We start from the raw sequence: 20,840 nt of genomic DNA, 5'->3' as shown, positions 1-20,840 counted from the left end.
ACCAGCACGAACGGGCAGTAACGGCCCCTCTCAATTCTTCGCCGCTTCTCGTAACAACGAACTCGATGACCAGCAGTTCTACGCCAGCTTGCCGCGCAGATGTTGAGCTGGAAACCGGCGCAAGCGGCTTAACAACAGGTGTCTCAACGCTAAGCACGCAAGTGCGTGATCTCCCGTTGCGGCGCTCATGTGCTATCACCGCGCGATGGCGTCGCAAGCACATGTGGCCGAACAACGACCCACTAATAGCCGGGCACTAAAAAGCCCCGCCTGATTACTCAGGCGGGGCTTTTGCGTAGCGGGGTAAGGCTGGCTTACATCATGCCGCCCATACCACCCATGCCGCCCATGTCTGGCATACCGCCGCCAGCTGCTTTGTCTTCCTGGATCTCAGCGATCATCGCCTCAGTGGTGATCATCAGGCTGGCAATCGAGGAAGCCGCTTGCAGAGCCGAACGCGTCACTTTAGCCGGGTCAAGAATACCCATTTCAATCATGTCGCCGTATTCGCCAGTGGCAGCGTTGTAACCGTAGTTACCCGAACCCTGCTTCACTTTGTCGACGACTACGCTTGGCTCGTCACCGGAGTTGGCAACGATCTGGCGCAGAGGTGCTTCAACAGCACGACGCAGCAGAGCAATACCTACGTTCTGATCAGCGTTGTCGCCTTTCAGTTCGGAGATAGCCTGCAACGCACGCACCAGTGCCACGCCACCGCCAGGTACCACGCCTTCTTCAACGGCTGCACGGGTTGCGTGCAGGGCGTCTTCAACGCGGGCTTTCTTCTCTTTCATTTCTACTTCAGAACCCGCGCCAACCTTGATCACTGCAACGCCGCCCGACAGCTTGGCCAGACGCTCTTGCAGTTTTTCACGGTCGTAGTCAGAAGTGGTATCAGCCACTTGTGCACGGATCTGAGTTACACGGGCCTGGATGTCCGCGTCAACGCCAGCGCCATCAATGATGGTGGTGTTTTCTTTGGACAGGATCACGCGCTTGGCGTTACCCAGGTGCTCCAGGGTGGTGCTTTCCAGGCTCAGGCCGATCTCTTCGGAGATGACGGTACCGCCTGTCAGAACAGCGATGTCCTGCAACATTGCTTTACGACGATCGCCGAAGCCAGGTGCTTTAACAGCAGCGACTTTAACGATACCGCGCATGTTGTTCACAACCAGAGTCGCCAGGGCTTCGCCTTCAACGTCTTCAGCCACGATCAACAGTGGGCGGCCGGCTTTTGCAACGGCTTCCAGCACTGGCAGCATTTCGCGGATGTTGGAGATTTTTTTATCAACCAACAGGATCAGCGGGCCGTCCAGCTCAGCCACCATGGTGTCTGGCTTGTTTACGAAGTAAGGGGACAGGTAGCCACGGTCGAACTGCATGCCTTCAACCACAGACAGTTCGTTTTCCAGGCCCGAGCCTTCTTCAACGGTGATCACGCCTTCTTTACCGACTTTTTCCATGGCTTCGGCAATGATGTCGCCGATGGAGCTGTCGGAGTTGGCAGAGATAGTGCCTACCTGAGCGATAGCCTTGCTGTCAGCGCATGGCTTGGCCAGCTGACGCAGTTCTTTAACAATAGCGATGGTCGCTTTGTCGATACCGCGCTTGAGGTCCATCGGGTTCATGCCGGCAGCGACGGCTTTCAGGCCTTCGTTGACGATCGACTGAGCCAGTACGGTTGCAGTGGTAGTACCGTCACCGGCGTCATCGTTGGCACGGGAGGCAACGTCTTTAACCAGCTGCGCGCCCATGTTTTCGAAGCGATCTTTCAGCTCGATTTCTTTGGCAACGGACACGCCGTCCTTGGTGATGGTCGGAGCGCCGAAGCTCTTCTCGATGATCACGTTGCGGCCTTTAGGGCCCAGGGTCGCTTTTACTGCGTCAGCCAGGACGTTTACACCGGCCAACATTTTTTTACGGGCGGAGTCGCCGAATTTAACTTCTTTAGCAGCCATGTTCGTTCTTCCTTAAATACTGTGTAGTAACGGGAAAATGAGCGGGAAATCAGCCTTCGATAACAGCGAGAATCTCGTTCTCAGCCATTACCAACAGGTCTTCGCCGTCTACTTTCACGGTGTTGCTGCCGGAGTACGGGCCAAACACAACCTTGTCACCCACTTTTACGGCCAGCGCGCGCACTTCACCGTTGTCCAGAACGCGACCAGTGCCCACAGCGATGACTTCACCGCTGTTGGCTTTCTCAGCAGCCGAACCCGGCAGAACGATACCGCCAGCGGTTTTCTTTTCTTCTTCGCTGCGACGGATTACGACGCGGTCATGCAGAGGACGAAGCTTCATTGTCGATCTCTCCTAATTGTGGTGTTCATCGGCCGGTTTCATACCGGCTGGGTTTACAAGTCCGGAATTGCCGGGAGTGTTTCGCGGAAGAGTGTTTGCTGTTGCCAGCAAAACCCTGCGGTGTCCGTTACATGAGGGCGCCCTTATTGATTACAAGGGCCCACGCGTGTTTTTTTTGCGTTTACACACCGTTAAAAAACAAACACGGCACTCGAGGTGCCGTGTTGAAAACGCTAAGCCGCTTTACTTGTCGCGATGCTCGAATTCGCCTTCGATCACATTAGGCTCACGGCCTAGAGGCGTGTGCGAACCAGGCCGGGTCGGCACATCAAATTCATCGGCGAAAGCACGCTGACGAATGGCCTGTTCTTGCGCACGTTTACGCAGACGATTCACCAACAGGCTGCGCACGGGCGGCATCAACAACAGCAAACCGGCAACATCGCTGATAAAACCTGGAAGCACCAGCAAACCGCCACCCAATGCCATCATCAGACCGTGAAGCATTTGTTCAGCGGGCAACTCACCGCGGTTCAAACTTTCACGCGCACTGAGCGCAGTCGCCAAACCTGCCACACGCACGACGAGAACGCCCAGCATGGAACCAGCAATGATCAGCAGCAACGCGGGGAAGAACCCGATAGCGGTGCTGACCTTAAAAAAGACGTACAGCTCTAGCACTGGAAACAACAGAAAGAGCAATAGAAAAGCGCGCATCAAATGATTCCTCTCCGGAAGAATATCTTCCAACCCCTCTTAGATGACGGCGCTTGGCGCTGAATTCAAGGTCAGGCTGGCTGTTTTTTCGGCCATTGGCTCGCACGCGCCAGAAAGACCAGAGCCTCGCGGGCTTGTGTCGGGTTGTTACAGACCTCTGGAAAGCCTAGCCAATAAAGGCCGTCTCCGATGCGCAAATGCATGCCTTCACTGTCAATACCGACCAGCGTGGCGGGCACGGTTTGCGGTAAGCCGGCCAGTTCAACATAGTGCTGGATCGCATTGGCGTGGTCATCGTTCATGTGCTCGACCATGCGCACTTCAGCTTGACCGGCGAACGGGTTTGCCAACGTAACCTGATCGAGCCAGTGAATTGCGCCAAAACCGCCGATGTAACGATGACGAACGGGCTTGAGCACCCAAAAGTCAAAATCATGGGCCGTGTGGTAGCTCTGCGACTCAGGGAAATAGCGGTAGTAACGCTCGGCAGCCGCTTCAATCGCCTCAGGGTCAGTCAACTGCTCGGCTTCAGCCAGGCAGGTCAGGCGACCCACCGCCTGCACATCTTCAGCGCCCCGCTCGCCGACCATCAAGGAGCACTTGGGGTCTTTGCGCAGGTTATGGGTGTGCTGGGCAATCCGGCTGATAAGGATCAAGGGCTGCCCTTGCTCGTCCAGGCAATAGGGCACCACCGAGCCAAACGGGAAGCCCGGCATCGCCTTGGACTGGGTGGCCAGCGCTCCACGGTATTCCTTGAGCAGTAATTCTCGGGCATGCTTGACGGCTTCAACGCTCAACTTATGACTCCTTATAAAAAATCCGTCAAAAACGGACGAGTTCAGGGCATGTAGCACACCCGCGCTCAGGGCTATGTTTGATAGACGACCGCTCCCAAGGCGTTGATCAACGGCTGCGTAAGGAATCACACCGTTCAACTGCTGCCGAGGGCTGTCATGCAACTAAAAGACAAAGTAATCATTATCACTGGCGGTTGCCAAGGCTTAGGTCGGGCCATGGCAGAGTATCTGGCGGGCAAAGGGACAAAACTGGCGTTGATTGACCTCAACCCCGAGAAGCTCGAATTGGCAGTGGCGGCCTGTCAGGCCCACGGCGTCGAGGCCCGCGCATACCTGTGCAACGTGGCGGATGAAGAACAAGTCACACAAACCGTTTCACAAATTGCTGATGATTTTGGTGCGATCAACGGCCTCATCAACAATGCCGGTATCCTGCGTGACGGCCTGTTGCTCAAGGTCAAAGATGGCGTCATGAGCAAAATGAGCCTGGCGCAATGGCAAGCGGTGATCGACGTAAACCTGACCGGTGTTTTTTTGTGCACCCGTGAGGTGGCGGCCAAGATGGTAGAGCTGAGCAATCAGGGCGCGATCATCAACATCTCATCCATTTCGCGGGCCGGAAATGTGGGTCAAACCAACTACTCTGCCGCCAAAGCAGGGGTTGCCGCCGCCACCGTGACCTGGGCCAAAGAACTGGCGCGCTATGGCATCCGCGTGGCGGGTATTGCTCCGGGGTTTATTGAGACAGAAATGACCTTGGGCATGAAGCCCGAAGCGCTGGAAAAAATGACGGCATTTATTCCACTTAAGCGCATGGGCAACGTTGAAGAAATTGCCCATTCGGCGGCCTATATCTTTGAAAACGACTACTACACCGGGCGGATTCTTGAGCTGGATGGCGGGTTACGGATTTAACCCGCTGGGGGACACCGCACCTGTAAATGAGGCGCGTGCTGCGGTAGGGCTGACGTTCAAGGTTGGAGGGGTTTGCGATGGCTTCGCCGCCGCACGCAGCCTCGCGTTGCTCGTCAGCGGCTACAGAGTGCTCGCTGTCGAGGCCCTTACCAGGTCACACCAAAGCCTGCGGTGTAGCGGGTTTTGTTGAGGGTATTGTCACTGCCGCTGCCGCCACCAATCAGGTCTTTCTCGGCCTTGAGGTTGAGCGATGCCCATTCGGTGACTTTGTAGCGCAGGCCGATCTCGGCATCCAGGCTGTAATCCGCAGCACTACCCAGCGGTTTACCCACCTCGCCATTGGTGAAGAGCGAAACCGTTTTACCCAACAAGTAACGGTTGTAATCCCACTTCATGGCCAGGGAGTAGAAATTGTCTTTTTTGCCATCCGAGTATTCGTAATCGGTACGGTTGAGCAAAGAACCCAAGGAAAACGAACCCAACTCATCATCCCAAAACTGGTAACCGGGACCTGTACCCACAGTGCGCTGGCGGGAGACGTCTTCTACTTTGTCGCGCTTGTAGGTCAAACGGCCCTGCCAATACCACTTTTCATCAATAAAGTGGTCGAGCGCGTATTCGGCGCTCCAGTTGTCTGTGGTCACAACGTCGTTCTGGAACTCGCGGTTGTATTCGCCTTCAGCATGGTGACGCCAAGACCCGTGACGCGCCGTTGTTTTGAAATCGATGTCGTAATCGTCGGTGTCTTTGTCTGCACGCTTGTAGTCCAGCGCCACATCTACATTGCCCTTCCAGACCAGGTCTTCAATCACCGGCTTGGGCTTGAGTATTTGCTGAATGCTGGCCAGCTCTACCGTTTTAGGCGCTTCGCCGTTGGCCAGAATAACCTTGCCGTCTTCAGCGGCTTTGAGTGACTTGGCCTTTTCGCCTGCGTAAGCATCTTGCTTGACCAGAAGCTCCTGATCGCTCTCCAGGGTTTTGACTTGTTTCCAGTCAATCGGAATGGCACCCGCATATTCCGTTTGAATGAGCAATTTGCCACCATCAAACACTTTGATTTTGCCGCTCAGGCGGTCACCGTTTTTCAACCAGACCGTATCAGCGAGCAAAGGCGTGGACACATTCAGGACAGCGAGGCATAACAAGGTTCTGGACAACATAAGCAGATGCGAAACTCAGATTTGCGAAAGAATGCCGGCATTATCCAGATGGATACGCCCCAGGCATAGAAAGACCGACTGAAAAGGTTGTAGTTCCTTCAGTATTCCAATTGACAGAAATGTCTTCATTTACATTTATAAGCAAAAAACATTAAGGCACTGGCGGTGAATTCAGACTCTTGCGCCACTCAAACAGCCGCCGAGATTCGTCGTGAGGCGCTGTACTCCACATTAATGCAGGTCCCGGCCGGTTACGTTGTGACTTACGGCCAACTCGCCGCGCTGGCAGGCCTGGGCCGGGCCGCTCGCTGGGTGGGACGCACTCTCAGCCAACTGCCCGCAGGCTCGCGACTGCCTTGGCACCGCGTGCTGGCGGCTGGAGGACGTATCAGCTTGCCAGCAGGCAGCCCGTCGGGGGACGAGCAACGTGCGCGCCTGCGCACTGAGGGTTTAAGCATTATGAATAATCGTGTGGATATACAGCGTCATGGCTGGCGCCCGATAGAGCACTGCGGTTAGAGTGCGCCCTTTGTTTCCGTAACCTGAGGCAGACTCCAGCCCATGCCCCGTAAAACCTGGCGCGCCGCGCTCGCTGCCTATGCCAGCCCCTCGACTCTTGTGCTGTTGTTGCTCGGTTTTGCCGCCGGCTTGCCGTACATGCTGGTGTTCTCAACCCTTTCCGTGTGGTTGCGCGAAGCCGGTGTGGCCCGCGAAACCATCGGCTACGCCAGTCTGATTGGTTTGGCTTACGCCTTTAAATGGGTGTGGTCACCGCTGCTCGACCAGTGGCGCCTGCCTTTGCTCGGCAAACTGGGGCGGCGGCGTTCATGGCTTGTGTTGTCGCAATCGCTGGTGATCCTGGGCCTGATCGGCATGGGCTTCTGCGATCCGCAAAAACACCTTTCATGGCTGATTGCCATCGCGGTGATTGTGTCATTTGCCTCGGCAACCCAAGACATCGCCGTGGACGCCTATCGCCTGGAAATTGCAGAAGACAGCCGCCAGGCCGCTCTCGCCGCCAGTTATATGTCCGGCTATCGCGTGGCCGCGTTGCTGGCCACCGCGGGCGCTCTGTTTTTTGCCGAAGGCTTCGGCTCAACCGGCTTTAATTACAAACACTCGGCCTGGACAGGCACCTACGTGCTGTTTGGGGTGCTGATGGTCCCGGCCCTGCTGACCACATTCTTTATGCGCGAACCCCCGGTGCCTTTGCGCACCCAATTGTCGGCAGGGCGTTACAGTTTCGGCCATCAACTGGCGTCGGTTTTTGTGTTGATTGTGCTGCTGGTGTCGGTGCCCGCGATGTTTACGCAGCTCTACAACACCGACTTTGCGGGCGTCATGTTTGGGGACCTGAGCCCCACAGACCTGCTGCTCGAAGACCGCGCATTCTTGCGAGCGATTCTGTACACCCTGCTGACCGTGCTGTGCTTGTCGTCAATTGGACGACGCGGGCTGGCGCCTGTACTGACGCCAGTCAACGACTTTATCGTGCGCTATCGCTGGCAAGCCCTGTTGCTGCTCGGGCTGATTGCCACCTACCGCATGTCGGACACGGTAATGGGCGTGATGGCCAACGTGTTCTATATCGACCAAGGTTTCACCAAAGATCAAATCGCCGGCGTCAGCAAGATTTTTGGCCTGATCATGACCCTGGTGGGTGCCGGCATGGGCGGCTTGCTGATTGTGCGCTTTGGCATTTTGCCGATTCTACTGATTGGCGGCGCGGCGTCGGCAGGCACCAACCTGCTGTTTATGCTGCTGGCGGATATGGGGCCGAATCTGCAGATGCTGATTGTCACGATTTCACTCGACAATTTCAGCTCGGGCCTCGCCACTTCAGCGTTCGTGGCCTACCTGTCGAGCCTGACCAACCTGAAGTTCTCGGCCACGCAATACGCCCTGCTCAGCTCGATCATGTTATTGCTCCCGCGCTTGATGGGCGGCTATTCGGGTGTGATGGTCGAAAAGTTCGGCTATCACACCTTCTTCATCATTACGGCCGTCATGGGCATACCAACGCTGCTGCTGATTAGCCTGCACTGGTATCAAGAGAGCCGTCGCGCTCGCTTGAATCCCCCCGTCGACCTCGAAAAAACCCCGTAAACACGAGGGGGAGCCTACCTCCCCCGCCTGGCCTGTACGCAAGCAACTCTCGCCCGTACAATGCCCAGTCATTTCTAGTCATCAGCAACGGCACCGGCTAACCATGCGCACCAGTCAATATTTGCTCGCCACACAGAAAGAAACGCCATCGGACGCGGTCGTTATCAGCCATCAGCTGATGCTGCGCGCCGGCATGATTCGCAAACTGGCTTCGGGCCTGTACACCTGGCTGCCGATGGGCCTGCGCATCATGCGCAAGGCCGAAGCCATTGTTCGCGAAGAAATGAACGCTGCCGGTGCTCTGGAAGTGCTGATGCCGAGCATTCAACCGGCTGAACTGTGGCAGGAGTCCGGTCGCTGGGAAGAGTACGGCCCTGAGCTGTTGCGCCTTAAAGATCGCCACGGTCGCGAATTCTGCGTGGGGCCGACCCACGAAGAAGTCATTACTGACCTGTGCCGCAACGAGTTGAACAGCTACAAACAGCTGCCTATCAACCTGTATCAGATCCAGACCAAATTCCGTGATGAGATCCGCCCACGCTTCGGCTTGATGCGCGGCCGCGAATTCATCATGAAGGACGCTTACTCCTTCCACGCTGACGAAGCGTCGTTGCAGGTCACTTATGACCGCATGCATCAGGCGTACTGCAACGTGTTTACGCGCCTGGGCCTCAATTTCCGCCCGGTTGAAGCCGACAACGGCTCTATCGGTGGCGCCGGTTCCCACGAGTTCCACGTCTTGGCCGAGTCAGGCGAAGACGACATTGTTTTCAGCAACGGTTCGAGCTACGCGGCCAACATTGAAAAAGCCGAAGCCGTACCCACCGAGACCTCGCGCCCTGCTCCTGCACTGGAGCTACGCCTGGTGGACACTCCAGACGCCAAAACCATCGTGCAATTGGTCGAAGGCTACGACCTGCCGATCGAGAAAACCGTCAAGACCCTGATCGTTCACGCTGCCGAAGAAGGCAAGCTGATCGCCCTGGTCATCCGTGGCGACCACGAGCTGAACGAAATCAAAGCCTCCAACCACCCGCTCGTGGCCAGCCCGCTGGTCATGGCCGGTGACGCTGAACTGCGCGAGGCCATTGGTGCCGGTGCAGGTTCTTTGGGCCCGCTGAACTTGCCATTGCCGTGCATCATTGACCGCTCGGTCGAGCTGATGAGCGACTTTGCCGTTGGCGCCAACATCGACGACAAGCATTATTTCGGCGTGAACTGGGAGCGTGACCTGCCCGTCCCTACCGTTGCCGACCTGCGCAACGTGGTGGCTGGCGACCCTAGCCCGGACGGCAAAGGCACGCTGGAAATCAAGCGCGGCATCGAAGTCGGTCACATCTTCCAGCTGGGTACCAAGTACAGCGAAGCCATGAAGTGCCAGGTGCTGGGTGAGAACGGCAAGCCGGTCACGCTGAGCATGGGCTGCTACGGCATCGGTGTTTCGCGTGTGGTGGCAGCCGCCATCGAACAGAACAACGACGAGCGCGGCATTATCTGGAGCGATGCTCTGGCACCTTTCCAGGTTGCCTTGGTGCCACTGCGCTACGAAACCGAAGCGGTACGTGAAGCCACAGATGCCTTGTATGCCCAACTGACCGCCGCAGGCTTTGAAGTGCTGCTGGATGATCGCGACAAGAAAACCAGCCCGGGCATCAAGTTCGCGGACATGGAACTGATCGGCATCCCGCACCGCATCGTGGTCAGCGACCGTGGCCTGGCCGAAGGCAACCTTGAGTACAAGAGCCGCACAGAAGCAGAGCCGCAAGCCCTGCCTGTCGCTGACGTCCTCGCATTCCTTCAGGCACGTATCCGTCGCTGAACCCAGATAGAGACGCCATGTTCAATCGAAGTACCTTAACCCTCGGGGGCGCCGCCATGTGCGGCGCCCTGCTGTTGAGCGGCTGCGCCAATCACATGTCGCAACGCAGCGAGCACGAGGAGCGCATTGAGCGCAAATTGCTCTCCCACAGCTTACAAATCGATGTGGGCTCACCGTCTGTGCTTGAGCTGCCGCAACGCCGTGTGCGCATCAATGAACAAAAGACCTTTGAGGTCACTGAGTTCGATGTTACCCGGCGCTATGACCGCTACACCCCCTACCAACCCTGGCGAGAAATCTACGAGGTACCACTGGGAGCTGTAGCGGTTGTGGCAGGTGTGGGCGCCAATGTGCTGAACATCTTCATGTTTGGGCAACTGCCAGACAGTGTCACCAGAGACTGGCTCAGCTATGGCGTCGACGGCCTGAACCCGGCCATGAATGTGCAATCCAACGGCCGTGCGCAGCAGAACCTGGCAGGCATTGAAGACGTTCAGCGCGAATCGCGCCTGGAATATTCCAGCCTGCCGTGGGCCGAGCGTCCCGTGGTGGTGACCGCAGGCACCCAACACCATGAGCTGACCACTGACCGCAATGGCGTGCTGCGCCTCAATTTGCTGGACAGCCCGTTTGCCGAACAAGATCTCAATCACGTCGGCAAGCTGACGATCACCGTAGAAGACGCGCAGGACGAAACCCATTCGGATTCAACCCTGTCGGTAAGCAGCAACCTGCGAGGCAAACTGCTGGAAGCGCACAACCTGATTTACGACGACCTGGAGGGTGATGACGTCAGCCAATGGGTGCATCGGGTTAAACGCTTGTCTGAACTGGGGCTGGAAGAAGAAGCCAGCGAGCTGGAGCAGAGCCTGATCGAACTCACGCGTAATGATCCTGAATTACAGCGCGAATTCCTTCAGTCCTTGACCAAAAACGCCGGGCGCCTGGTGGCAGATCCGGGGGTTAGCTGACATACAAGCCATCCGTAGCGGCCGCCCAAGGCTGCGGCTACGGGCGCGCGCCGAACAGTTCCAATTGCTCAAATCCGGTGCTCAAATCCTGTAAACGCACCCCCAGCCCGAGCAATCGAACGGGCTTGGCGCCTCGTGCGAACGCCTGACTCATCAGGCTTTGATAGCTTTCCACGTCCCGCCCTGCACCCGACTGCTCAAGAGTCGTTTGGGTGAAGTCATGAAACTTCACTTTGACGAACGGTTTGCCCGGGCGATAACTGGCATCGAGCCGACTGATGCGCCCATTGAGGGTATCGAGCAGTTCAGGGATTTTTTCCAGGCATGCGGCAAGATCCGGCAAGTCCACATCGTAGGTGTTTTCGACACTGACCGACTGACGACGACTGTCGCTGTGCACCAAGCGCTCATCAATCCCCCGCGCCAACCCCCAAAGTCGCTCACCGAAACTGCCGAATTCACGCACCAACGCCATTTTTTTCCAGTCGCGCAAATCAAGGCAGGTTTCAATCCCCAGTCGCGCCAGCTTGTCAGCCGTGACTTTGCCCACCCCATGCAACTTGTTTACAGGCAGTGCCGATACAAAATCGTCCACTTGGTCAGGGGTGATGACGAACAAACCATTGGGCTTGCGCCAGTCACTGGCAATTTTGGCCAGGAATTTGTTTGGCGCCACGCCCGCAGAGACGGTGATATGCAACTGATTAGAGACCCGGCGCCGAATATCTTGCGCGATACGCGTTGCACTGCCTGCAAAATGCGGGCTATCCGAGACATCCAGATAAGCTTCGTCCAGCGACAGCGGCTCAATGAGCTCGGTGTAATCACGCAAGATGCCGTGTATTTCCCTGGACGCCTCTTTATAAGCGTCCATGCGGCCGTGGACAATCACCAGATCCGGGCACAGCTTAAGGGCATGCCGGGATGACATCGCCGAGCGCACGCCGTAAGCCCGCGCTTCATAGTTACAGGTAGAGATCACGCCGCGTCGATCGGCCGAGCCGCCGACCGCCATAGGCTTGTTTGCCAGGCTCGGATCATCACGCATCTCGATGGCGGCATAGAAACAGTCACAGTCGACGTGGATGATTTTTCGCTGCGTCATGTAGGCCGGCGTTCTTTCCGAGGTGAAGTAAAGCGGATCGCCAGTATGTCACCCTGAACTGTATATAGCACCAGTAGTCTTAATACTCCCCGACCAGCGTGGGAATTGTACGCTTAATTTATTTTTCTAATCGAAATCACTCCCCTGATAGAGCCTAAACCCTTGCGCCGCGGGCTCTGTGACGCTTTTTATAGCTGCATTTATCAGCTAACCAATTGAACCAAAAGGTTTTTCCGTAAATTAACGTTTGACAGCAAGGCCTATCGCTGTAGAATCCACCCCACAGACGCGGGATGGAGCAGTCTGGTAGCTCGTCGGGCTCATAACCCGAAGGTCGTCGGTTCAAATCCGGCTCCCGCAACCAAACATCGAAAAAGGCTACTCGAAAGAGTGGCCTTTTTTGTGCGCGTGCGTTTTATGCAATGAAACTTGCTGACCATCATTTGCACTGGCAACCCCATTGAAGCCTGCGGCAGTGACGACCAAGTCCGCGCCCTGCTTTGAGGTTGAAATCTGCGCATGCGACCTAATTCATTGTTTTTACGTATTAAAGTTTGACACTTCGGCGTATCGCTGTAGAATCCGCCCCACAGACGCGGGATGGAGCAGTCTGGTAGCTCGTCGGGCTCATAACCCGAAGGTCGTCGGTTCAAATCCGGCTCCCGCAACCAAACATCGAAGAAGGCTGCTCGAAAGAGCGGCCTTTTTTGTGCGTGTGTGTTTTTGCTGACCCGCCACCTGAAAGTTGTTTATTTCGACCGCACGGTCAATTAAGCGTTGACACATCTTCGTTCAGCTGTAGAATGCGCCCACACAGACGCGGGATGGAGCAGTCTGGTAGCTCGTCGGGCTCATAACCCGAAGGTCGTCGGTTCAAATCCGGCTCCCGCAACCAAACATCGAAAAAGGCTACTCGAAAGAGTGGCCTTTTTTGTGTGCGCTCGAAAAGTACCTCGCATGCGTTTATTGACAATAAACGGCATATTTCTGAGAGTGCGTGCAGCTATCCCCTGGCGCAGCAACTACCTTCTTTTTACCTCGTCAACCTGAACCTCAGGCAAACAACTGAAAGTATTTCAAAATATTTTAGCCAAAAGGATTGGTAACTTGAGTCTATGCCTCCATCCTATCGCGCACGATCCACGAGGTGATTGATGCCCGATAACTCGCCACTCCCCAAAGACACCGTTACAGCAGCCCACCCGATTGCCGCGACCCGCTTGCGCTGGCTGGATTTGCTGAGCAAGTACCGTCAACCCATCGGGCTGGTGCTCACCTTGCTGCTGTTTGCGATAGCCCTGATTGCATGTCGCCATCTACTCAGCGAACTTGACCTGTACGCACTGCACGACTCCATTCTTGAGGTGCCCAAGCCCGCCCTCTTCGGCGCGGTGGCTGCCACGGCTGTCGGGTTTCTGATCCTGCTCGGGTATGAATGGTCTGCGAGTCGCTACGCGGGGGTCAAACTGCCTCCCAAAACCTTGGCACTTGGCGGCTTCACCGCCTTTGCCATTGGTAACGCCATCGGCCTGTCGCTGCTGTCCGGTGGCTCGGTGCGCTACCGCTTATATGCACGCCACGGTGTCGGCGCCTCGGAAGTGGCACACATGACGCTGTTCGCCAGCCTCTCTTTAGGCTGCGCGTTACCGCCCCTGGCAGCGCTCGCAACATTAAGTAATTTGCCCGCAGCTGCAGCCGCCCTGCACATTCCCGCCTATTTATTGGGTGCGATTTCTTTCGCAGTGCTGGCACTGTTCGGCTTGTTGGCACTGGGCATTTATCGTCGCCGACTGCCCGAACAACCGATACCGGACAACTTGCTGGTCAAGGCTGGCCGACGCACCCTGCGCCTGCCGAGCCCACGCCTGACGCTCCTGCAACTGGTGATCACTGCCCTGGACGTGGCCGCAGCCGCCACCGTGCTGTATTTGTTACTGCCCGAAGCGCCCCCGTTTGGCGCTTTCATGCTGGTTTATCTGCTGGCGCTGGCCGCAGGCGTGTTGAGTCATGTACCCGGCGGCGTGGGTGTATTTGAGGCCATATTGCTCGCCGCCTTTGCCGACAAGCTTGGGGCTGCGCCGTTGGCCGCCGCTTTGCTGCTGTACCGCATGATTTACGTGATTCTGCCGCTGCTGGTCGCGTGTCTGATGCTGCTGATCAACGAAGCCCAGCGCCTGATTCAAACCCGCCAAAGTCTGCGCGTCGCTTCGGGCCTTGCGGCTCCGATCCTTGCGGTGCTGGTGTTCATGTCGGGCGTGGTGTTGCTGTTCTCGGGGGCGACCCCTGAAATCGACACCCGCCTTGAACACATCGGCTTTCTTATCCCGCACCGCCTGATTGATGCCTCACACTTTGGCGCCAGCCTGATTGGCGTGCTGTGCCTGTTGCTGGCTCAAGGCTTGCGTCGACGCTTGTCGGCGGCGTGGATGCTGACCACCATTTTGCTGCTGGTGGGTGCCGTGCTGTCGCTGCTCAAGGGCTTTGACTGGGAAGAAGCGTGCATTCTGGCCCTGACCGCCAGCCTACTGGCGCTGTTTCGCCGCTCGTTCTATCGCCCCAGCCGTTTGACTGAACTGCCCTTCTCTCCCCTGTACCTGGTCGCCAGCCTCTGTGTGCTGGGCGCCTCGATCTGGTTGCTGCTGTTTGCCTATCAGGACGTGCCTTACAGCCATCAGCTGTGGTGGCAATTCACCCTGGATGCCGACGCGCCACGCGGGTTGCGCTCATTGCTGGGCGCCGCCGTGGTGTTGGTGATCATTTCGCTGACCTGGCTGCTGCGCACCGCCCGGCCCGTCATCCACCTGCCGGATGCCGAGGAACTGGCACGCGCCGAGAAAATCCTCCTGGCGTCCAACCAACCCGACGGCGGCCTGGCCCTGACCGGCGATAAAGCCTTGCTGTTCCACCCGCACGACAACGCATTTTTGATGTACGCCCGCCGTGGCCGCAGCCTGGTGGCCTTGTACGACCCGATTGGGCCGAACCAACAACGTGCCGAGTTGATCTGGCAGTTTCGCGACCTGTGCGACACCTATCACGCGCGCCCGGTTTTTTATCAGGTTCGCGCTGAAAACCTGCCGTTCTATATGGATATCGGCCTGACCGCGATCAAGCTGGGCGAAGAAGCCCGCGTCGATTTGCATCGCTTTGATCTCGACGCCAAAGGCAAAGAGATGAAGGACCTGCGTTACACCTGGAACCGCGGTACTCGTGACGGTCTGTCACTGGAGATTCACGAACCGGGTGAAGCACCGATGGATGAATTGAAGGTGATTTCCGATGCCTGGCTCACGGGCAAGAACGTGCGCGAAAAAGGCTTCTCGCTGGGACGATTCAGCGAGGACTACATCAAGCATTTTCGTGTGGCGATTATTCGTTTCGAAGGTAGACCGGTGGCTTTCGCCAACTTGCTGGAGACTCACAGCCACGAGTTGTCGAGCCTTGACCTGATGCGCGCTCACCCCGATGCGCCGAAGTTGACCATGGAATTCATGATGGTCGGCCTGATTCAACATTATAAGAAGCACGGATATGCCCGTTTCAGCCTGGGGATGGTGCCGTTGTCTGGCTTGCAACCGCGCCGGGGCGCACCGCTGACCCAGCGTTTGGGGTCGATGTTGTTCCAGCGCGGCGAGCACCTGTACAACTTCCAGGGGTTGCGCCGTTTTAAAGACAAATTCCAGCCTGACTGGGAACCTCGTTATATGGCCGTGCCTGCCGGACTTGATCCGCTGGTCGCACTGGCTGATACCGCCGCCCTGATTGCAGGCGGCTTGACTGGATTGGTGAAACGTTAATGAAACATCGTTCCTGGCGGTTTTTGCTGGTCACTCTGGTGGTGTTGGTCGCGCTGGTGGCAGGCGGCTATTGGGCATGGAACCGCCCCGCTCCTGAGCCCACAATTGAACACATCAGCCAAGCCGACGGCTCGACGCTGACCAAAGTTATCCCGGGCCAGAAAGCCCGCGCCCAAGTGGTCATCGCCGTACCTGCCGAAGAAGCGCTCAACGATAAGCAATTACTGGCGTTGAGCCGCGGCGGCGCCGCTCAGTTGGCGCAGGTCATCCTGCCCAAAGAGGACTGCACCTTGCAGCAGCAAGCGCTGCAAAACGCACTCGCACAACTCAAAGGCCCGGCCACGCTGGTCAGTGGCATAGGTCCCGGTGCAACGTTGGCCTGGCGCTGGCTGGCCGTGCAAACCAACGACAAAGCGCAAGCGGTGTCAGTGGGCTTCAAGCTGGAAGAGCCGGGATGCGCCCTGCCCGTGCCAAAGTCGGCTGCCCACGGCAACTGGCTGGTGGCCTGGAACGACAACCCTGACGATCCAAGCGCTGCGTTCGTACGCGATCAGGGCAATGCACAGACCAGCATCAGCGACTACGACATCCATTTGCCGCAAGTGCTGAGCAATGAACTGCGCAAAATCCTGGTGGGCAATGAAAACGGTGGACTGAGCATGCCGGTGGTCGAAGTCCCGGCCGGTCAGCAAAACAATACCGTTACGCTGTTTTTGTCGGGTGATGGCGGCTGGCGTGACCTGGACCGTGACGTGGCCGGTGAAATGGCCAAGATCGGCTACCCGGTGGTGGGTATCGACATGCTGCGCTACTACTGGCAGCACAAAACCCCGGAGCAAAGTGCTACCGACCTGACAGAACTGATGCAGCACTACCGCCAGAAATGGGGCACCCAGCGTTTTGTGCTGGTCGGCTACTCGTTTGGTGCTGATGTGCTGCCTGCCACCTACAACCGTCTACCCGAAGCCGAGCAAAAGCGAGTAGATGCCATTATGTTGCTCGCATTTGCCCGCAGTGGCAGTTTTGAAATCCATGTGGATGGCTGGCTGGGTAAAGCGGGTGCAGAAGCCGACACGGGCGAAGAAATGTCAAAACTGCCGCCAGCCAAAGTCGTGTGTATTTATGGCGAAGAGGAAGTCGACGAAAGCGGCTGTACGGCCAAAACAGCAGTGGGCGAAGGCTTGAAGCTACCGGGCGGCCATCACTTCGACGAGAACTACCCGGCACTGGCGCAACGGCTGGTCGACCTGATCAAGAAACACCAGGCCGTAGCCGAATAACCCGATGCAAGCAGTGCGCAAACGTCCATGACGGGTGCGTTTTACAGCGGCTGCACAACAAAAAGCCCGACCTCTCACAAGGCCGGGCTTTATTATCAGGCTACATCTCGACCTGGGTTCCCAGCTCGATCACCCGGTTTACCGGCAGCTTGAAGAAGCGCAGGTTGCCGTTGGCGTTTTTGAGCATGAAAGCAAACAGCCCTTCGCGCCAACGCGCCATGCCCACCAGTTTTGAAGGGATCACTGTCTCGCGACTGAGGAAGTAGGTCGTGCGCATCGGACTGAAATCCAGCTCGTCCAGATGGCACAGCTTCAACGCTTGCGGTACATCCGGCTCATCCATAAAACCAAAATGCAGAATCACCCGATAGAAGCCATCACCGTAAGCATCCACCTCAAAGCGTCGCTCAGCTGGCACCCGTGGCGAGTCTTCGTTGACCACCGTCAGCAACACCACTTGCTCATGCAGGACCTGGTTATGCAGCAGGTTATGCAACAGCGCGTGGGGTACAGCGTCTGGGCGGGCAGTCAAAAACACAGCGGTACCCTGCACACGGTGCGGCGGTTGCACGCGAATGCTGCTAATAAACAGCGGCAGCGGCAAGGCGCTTTCGTCGAGGCGATCAACCAACAACTGTTTACCGCGACGCCAGGTGGTCATCAGTACAAACAGCACAATACCCGCCAACACCGGAAACGCCCCGCCCTGGAAGATTTTCGGCACGTTGGCCGCAAAAAACAGGCCATCCACCAGCAGAAAACCGGCCAAAATGGGCACCGTTAAAATCGGTGGCCACTTCCACAGCAACAACATCACGGCCGACACCAAAATACTGGTGATCAACATGGTGCCGGTCACCGCCACGCCGTAAGCCGATGCCAGCGCGCCCGAGGACTCAAAGCCCAACACCAGCAAAATCACCCCCACCATCAACGACCAATTCACGGCGCCGATGTAGATTTGGCCCTGTTCGGCGCTGGAGGTGTGCTGGATGTGCATGCGCGGGATGTAACCCAACTGGATCGCCTGGCGGGTCAAGGAAAACGCCCCGGAAATTACCGCTTGCGATGCAATCACCGTGGCCAGCGTGGACAGCACCACCAACGGGATCAGCGCCCAGCTGGGGGCCAGCAGATAGAACGGGTTACGCGCAGCGTCCGGGTTTTCGAGCAGCAATGCGCCTTGTCCAAAGTAGTTAAGCGCCAGCGCAGGCAACACCAAAATGAACCACGCCCGTGCAATCGGCTTGCGACCAAAGTGCCCCATGTCGGCGTACAACGCCTCGGCCCCGGTCAAGGCCAGGACCACGGCGCCCAAAATGGCCACGCCCATGCCAGGGTGCGACACAAAAAAGCGCACGCCCCAAACAGGGTTCAGCGCGTTGAGCACTTCAGGGTGCTGGGCTATCCCGTGAATGCCCAGCCCGCCCAATACCAGAAACCACACCACCATCACCGGGCCAAACAGCTTGCCAATGCTGGCAGTACCGTGGCGCTGAATCAGAAACAGCAGCACCAGCACCACCAACGCGAGGGGCACTACCCAGTGGTCCAGGCCATCAAACGCCAGCTCAAGCCCTTCAACCGCGGATAGAACCGAGATCGCCGGGGTGATCATGCTGTCACCGTAAAACAACGATGCGCCGATCAACCCCAGAATCACCAGCACCGAACGCAATTGGGGATAAGGCGAAGCGGCTCGGCGAGCCAGCGCGGTCAAGGCCATAATGCCGCCTTCGCCCTGGTTATCGGCGCGCAGGATGAACAGTACGTATTTGATCGACACGACCCAAATCAGCGACCACAGAATCAGCGCCAAAATGCCGAACACACCGTCGTGGTTGACCTGCACCCCATAACCGCCAGAAAACACCTCTTTGAGGGTGTACAAGGGGCTGGTACCAATGTCGCCGTAAACCACCCCGACCGCCGCAACCAGCATCCCAATCGGCTTGGCTTTTGAATGCCCGCCTTCTGCCGCCTGACTACTTGCCTGCCCCATCAACCACTCCTACAACTCTAGACCGCTGTTCTTAATGGCGAGCGCTACGCTTGCTCGGCAGCATGCGCTGATTGTCTGACTGTTATCTACGAAAATTCATAGTTTAGAAACCCTACTTTCGCGACGGCGCGCAGCATAGCGCAGCACTCGTCGTAAATCCCCGCATAACGCTGGTCAAGTGCGTTGACCATAGCTAAAATCACGCACTTTTTTTCATTAGAGGCGCATCAAGCGCCCGTTCGTCGTGCAGCCTTTACGGGCATGTAACGTCACTACATACCGAGGTTCGCCATGTCCACCGTTACCAAGCCTGCCAACCCCAAGGTTGGTTTTGTTTCCCTGGGTTGCCCCAACGATGGTCTAAATATACTAATTATTTTTTCGCTTCCTCAGTAATATTCCCACTAGCCTCCCCATTCCTACTGGCAAACTGTACACTTTGTCCCTTCATGGCAACGTGCCATCCAGCACGGATGTCTGACCCATTTTTGATCAACAGCCCTGCTGTCGATTGAAAAATTCAATCGGCGCTTCGTCTCTTTTAAGGTACAGTCTGTAATGTACGCAGTGGAACACGTACTGTCTGCCAATGGAGTGGATATCTATCAAGCTTGGCTCGACACCATTAGAGACAAGCGATCTAAGGCGAGAATCACCACCAGAGTTGACCGGGCAGCGCTCGGAAACTTTGGCAAAACCGAGCCGGTGGGTGATGGGGTCTTTGAAATGAAGCTGGACGTTGGCCCTGGATTTCGCGTGTATTACGCAGTCGAAGGTCAAAAGGTCATTTTCCTGCTGGGCGGCGGCTCAAAGGATAAACAGCAGAACGACATCGACCAAGCTAAGGCTCTCTGGAAATCTCACAAGGTGAAATAGAAATGACAACTCGTACTCGTTCTCATGAAGACAGCGTTCTTGAAATGCTCCGTGAAGACGAAGCATTTGCCATCGAATACCTATCTGTAGCATTAGAAGAAATTGACGAGGCAGGCGGCGGCGATGCTTTCCTCCTAGCTATCCGTCGTCTTGTCGACGCAAGAGGCGGGATGGGTAGCCTCTCTCAAAATACAGGCCTTGCTAAAGGAAATCTCTACCGATCCATTGCGGCAGGCGGAGATCCAAAGCTCTCTACAATCCTCAAGGTACTGCAGGCGCTAGGCATAGGAATGTCGAAAGTTGTTACACATCGGACAGACGAAGCATGCGCTTAAGTTCTTCAGGTTAGATAAAAAAGCCCTAGTCAAAAACTAGGGCTTTTTTAGTCACTAGCAAAAACGTATTTCTTGACAAAAAAAAGCCGCGAATCAGATTCGCGGCTTTTTTTTAACGCTTGCTGTCAGGAGTAACGTGGGTCGGGACCCAAGTATTTCCCGGCGTTGTGGTCGGCGGTAGTGGCTTGTTGTCTGGAACAGCCGCAAAATTATCTTTCGGTCCGCCGCGAGGGCCTACTTCTTGAAAGATGCCGCCTTGTTTACCGGTACTCTGCCCAGGTTTTTTTCCGATTGTCATGGTAAATCTCCTACTTACATAGTGCCTAGGAGCTACAGACCCAGAAAATTCACGACCACGTTGTGCTAAAGCACAAGCGGATATAGAATTAGCTAGTCCGCAGCTTTTCGGCTATGGGTTCTGAATTGGGAAGGTCTCGTAAATCATCCCCAAGTTCAGGCTAGAAGTCCTACGTGCAAAAGCATGTGGGACTTTTTTTTTGGCATCCAATTTGTAGACACCCTTTAGATCGACTTCTACATGTAGAAGTGACAGGCCAATAATAGCCATCTCTTCTAAGAGAAATCAACAGCTGATTGATAGTTTTTTATCCACAGCCTCTGTGGATAACCCTGTAGATAAACCTGTGCTTAAGGGCACA

General features: G+C 56.4%; 16 protein-coding genes and 3 tRNA genes. 12 read left to right on the top strand and 7 right to left on the bottom strand.

All coding sequences use genetic code 11. The features are described 5' to 3' along the window. Positions 1 to 314: 314 nt before the first annotated feature. The 4 genes from groL to TU86_RS03005 all read right to left on the bottom strand — a co-directional run bounded on the left by groL (position 315) and on the right by TU86_RS03005 (position 3,815). Entirely contained in the window at positions 315 to 1,958 is a 1,644-nt protein-coding gene (gene groL, locus TU86_RS03020) for a chaperonin GroEL (protein ID WP_048362806.1), read from the bottom strand. A 49-nt stretch (positions 1,959 to 2,007) separates the two neighbouring features. Further along, on the bottom strand, positions 2,008 to 2,301 hold the full coding sequence (locus tag TU86_RS03015) for a co-chaperone GroES (RefSeq protein ID WP_016779794.1): 294 nt from the start codon (positions 2,299 to 2,301) through the stop codon (positions 2,008 to 2,010). A 243-nt stretch (positions 2,302 to 2,544) separates the two neighbouring features. Beyond that, positions 2,545 to 3,018: an FxsA family protein gene (locus TU86_RS03010; protein ID WP_048362805.1), complete on the bottom strand. Its 474-nt coding sequence runs from the start codon at positions 3,016 to 3,018 to the stop codon at positions 2,545 to 2,547. Positions 3,019 to 3,089: 71 nt separating this feature from the next. Next, positions 3,090 to 3,815, bottom strand: coding sequence for a HugZ family pyridoxamine 5'-phosphate oxidase (locus TU86_RS03005; RefSeq protein WP_048362804.1), 726 nt, complete (start codon positions 3,813 to 3,815; stop codon positions 3,090 to 3,092). 156 nt (positions 3,816 to 3,971) lie between these two features. Here TU86_RS03005 and TU86_RS03000 point away from each other — a divergent pair, with 156 nt between their 5' ends. After that, complete coding sequence (locus TU86_RS03000; protein WP_048362803.1) at positions 3,972 to 4,730, top strand: SDR family oxidoreductase; 759 nt, start codon at positions 3,972 to 3,974, stop codon at positions 4,728 to 4,730. A 146-nt stretch (positions 4,731 to 4,876) separates the two neighbouring features. Here the strand turns inward: TU86_RS03000 and TU86_RS02995 are convergent, their stop codons facing one another. Next, on the bottom strand, positions 4,877 to 5,890 hold the full coding sequence (locus tag TU86_RS02995; RefSeq protein ID WP_048362802.1) for a DUF481 domain-containing protein: 1,014 nt from the start codon (positions 5,888 to 5,890) through the stop codon (positions 4,877 to 4,879). Positions 5,891 to 6,055: 165 nt separating this feature from the next. Here TU86_RS02995 and TU86_RS02990 point away from each other — a divergent pair, with 165 nt between their 5' ends. The 4 genes from TU86_RS02990 (at position 6,056) to TU86_RS02975 (ending at position 10,786) form a co-directional block, all read left to right on the top strand. Next, the gene (locus TU86_RS02990; protein ID WP_048362801.1) at positions 6,056 to 6,409 is read left to right on the top strand and encodes an MGMT family protein; all 354 of its coding nucleotides are present in this window, start codon (positions 6,056 to 6,058) and stop codon (positions 6,407 to 6,409) included. A gap of 42 nt (positions 6,410 to 6,451) precedes the next feature. Continuing rightward, positions 6,452 to 7,996: an AmpG family muropeptide MFS transporter gene (locus tag TU86_RS02985; protein ID WP_048362800.1), complete on the top strand. Its 1,545-nt coding sequence runs from the start codon at positions 6,452 to 6,454 to the stop codon at positions 7,994 to 7,996. 103 nt (positions 7,997 to 8,099) lie between these two features. Then, on the top strand, positions 8,100 to 9,815 hold the full coding sequence (locus TU86_RS02980; protein ID WP_048362799.1) for a proline--tRNA ligase: 1,716 nt from the start codon (positions 8,100 to 8,102) through the stop codon (positions 9,813 to 9,815). A gap of 17 nt (positions 9,816 to 9,832) precedes the next feature. Beyond that, complete coding sequence (locus tag TU86_RS02975; protein ID WP_048362798.1) at positions 9,833 to 10,786, top strand: hypothetical protein; 954 nt, start codon at positions 9,833 to 9,835, stop codon at positions 10,784 to 10,786. Between the two features lie 37 nt (positions 10,787 to 10,823). On the opposite strand, the gene dinB is transcribed toward TU86_RS02975, so the two are convergent. Next, a complete protein-coding gene (dinB, locus tag TU86_RS02970; protein WP_048362797.1) occupies positions 10,824 to 11,891 on the bottom strand; it encodes a DNA polymerase IV in 1,068 nt (355 codons plus the stop codon). 287 nt (positions 11,892 to 12,178) lie between these two features. Here dinB and TU86_RS02965 point away from each other — a divergent pair. The 5 genes from TU86_RS02965 to TU86_RS02945 all read left to right on the top strand — a co-directional run bounded on the left by TU86_RS02965 (position 12,179) and on the right by TU86_RS02945 (position 16,968). Further along, a tRNA-Met gene (locus TU86_RS02965) sits at positions 12,179 to 12,255 on the top strand. 230 nt (positions 12,256 to 12,485) lie between these two features. Beyond that, positions 12,486 to 12,562: transfer RNA gene (locus TU86_RS02960), tRNA-Met, on the top strand. A gap of 147 nt (positions 12,563 to 12,709) precedes the next feature. Next, positions 12,710 to 12,786, top strand: a tRNA-Met gene (locus TU86_RS02955). Positions 12,787 to 13,045: 259 nt separating this feature from the next. Continuing rightward, positions 13,046 to 15,688, top strand: coding sequence for a bifunctional lysylphosphatidylglycerol flippase/synthetase MprF (gene mprF / locus TU86_RS02950; protein WP_048362796.1), 2,643 nt, complete (start codon positions 13,046 to 13,048; stop codon positions 15,686 to 15,688). Next, positions 15,688 to 16,968 carry a virulence factor family protein gene (locus tag TU86_RS02945; RefSeq protein WP_048362795.1) on the top strand — a complete coding sequence of 427 codons (1,281 nt, stop codon included), beginning with the start codon at positions 15,688 to 15,690 and terminating at the stop codon, positions 16,966 to 16,968. Before mprF ends, TU86_RS02945 begins: the two co-directional genes overlap by 1 nt. Positions 16,969 to 17,068: 100 nt before the next feature. On the opposite strand, the gene TU86_RS02940 is transcribed toward TU86_RS02945, so the two are convergent. Beyond that, a complete protein-coding gene (locus tag TU86_RS02940; RefSeq protein ID WP_048362794.1) occupies positions 17,069 to 18,970 on the bottom strand; it encodes a potassium transporter Kup in 1,902 nt (633 codons plus the stop codon). 558 nt (positions 18,971 to 19,528) lie between these two features. On the opposite strand from TU86_RS02940, the gene TU86_RS02935 reads away from it, so the two are divergent. Both TU86_RS02935 and TU86_RS02930 read left to right on the top strand, forming a co-directional pair. Further along, entirely contained in the window at positions 19,529 to 19,846 is a 318-nt protein-coding gene (locus TU86_RS02935) for a type II toxin-antitoxin system RelE/ParE family toxin (protein WP_048362793.1), read from the top strand. 2 nt (positions 19,847 to 19,848) lie between these two features. Then, entirely contained in the window at positions 19,849 to 20,181 is a 333-nt protein-coding gene (locus tag TU86_RS02930) for a helix-turn-helix domain-containing transcriptional regulator (RefSeq protein ID WP_048362792.1), read from the top strand. The last annotated feature ends 659 nt before the right edge of the window (positions 20,182 to 20,840 follow it).

It is taken from the genome of Pseudomonas weihenstephanensis, assembly GCF_001043055.1.
Classification (GTDB): Bacteria; Pseudomonadota; Gammaproteobacteria; order Pseudomonadales; family Pseudomonadaceae; genus Aquipseudomonas; species Aquipseudomonas weihenstephanensis.
This window is presented reverse-complemented; position numbering and strand designations above follow the sequence as displayed.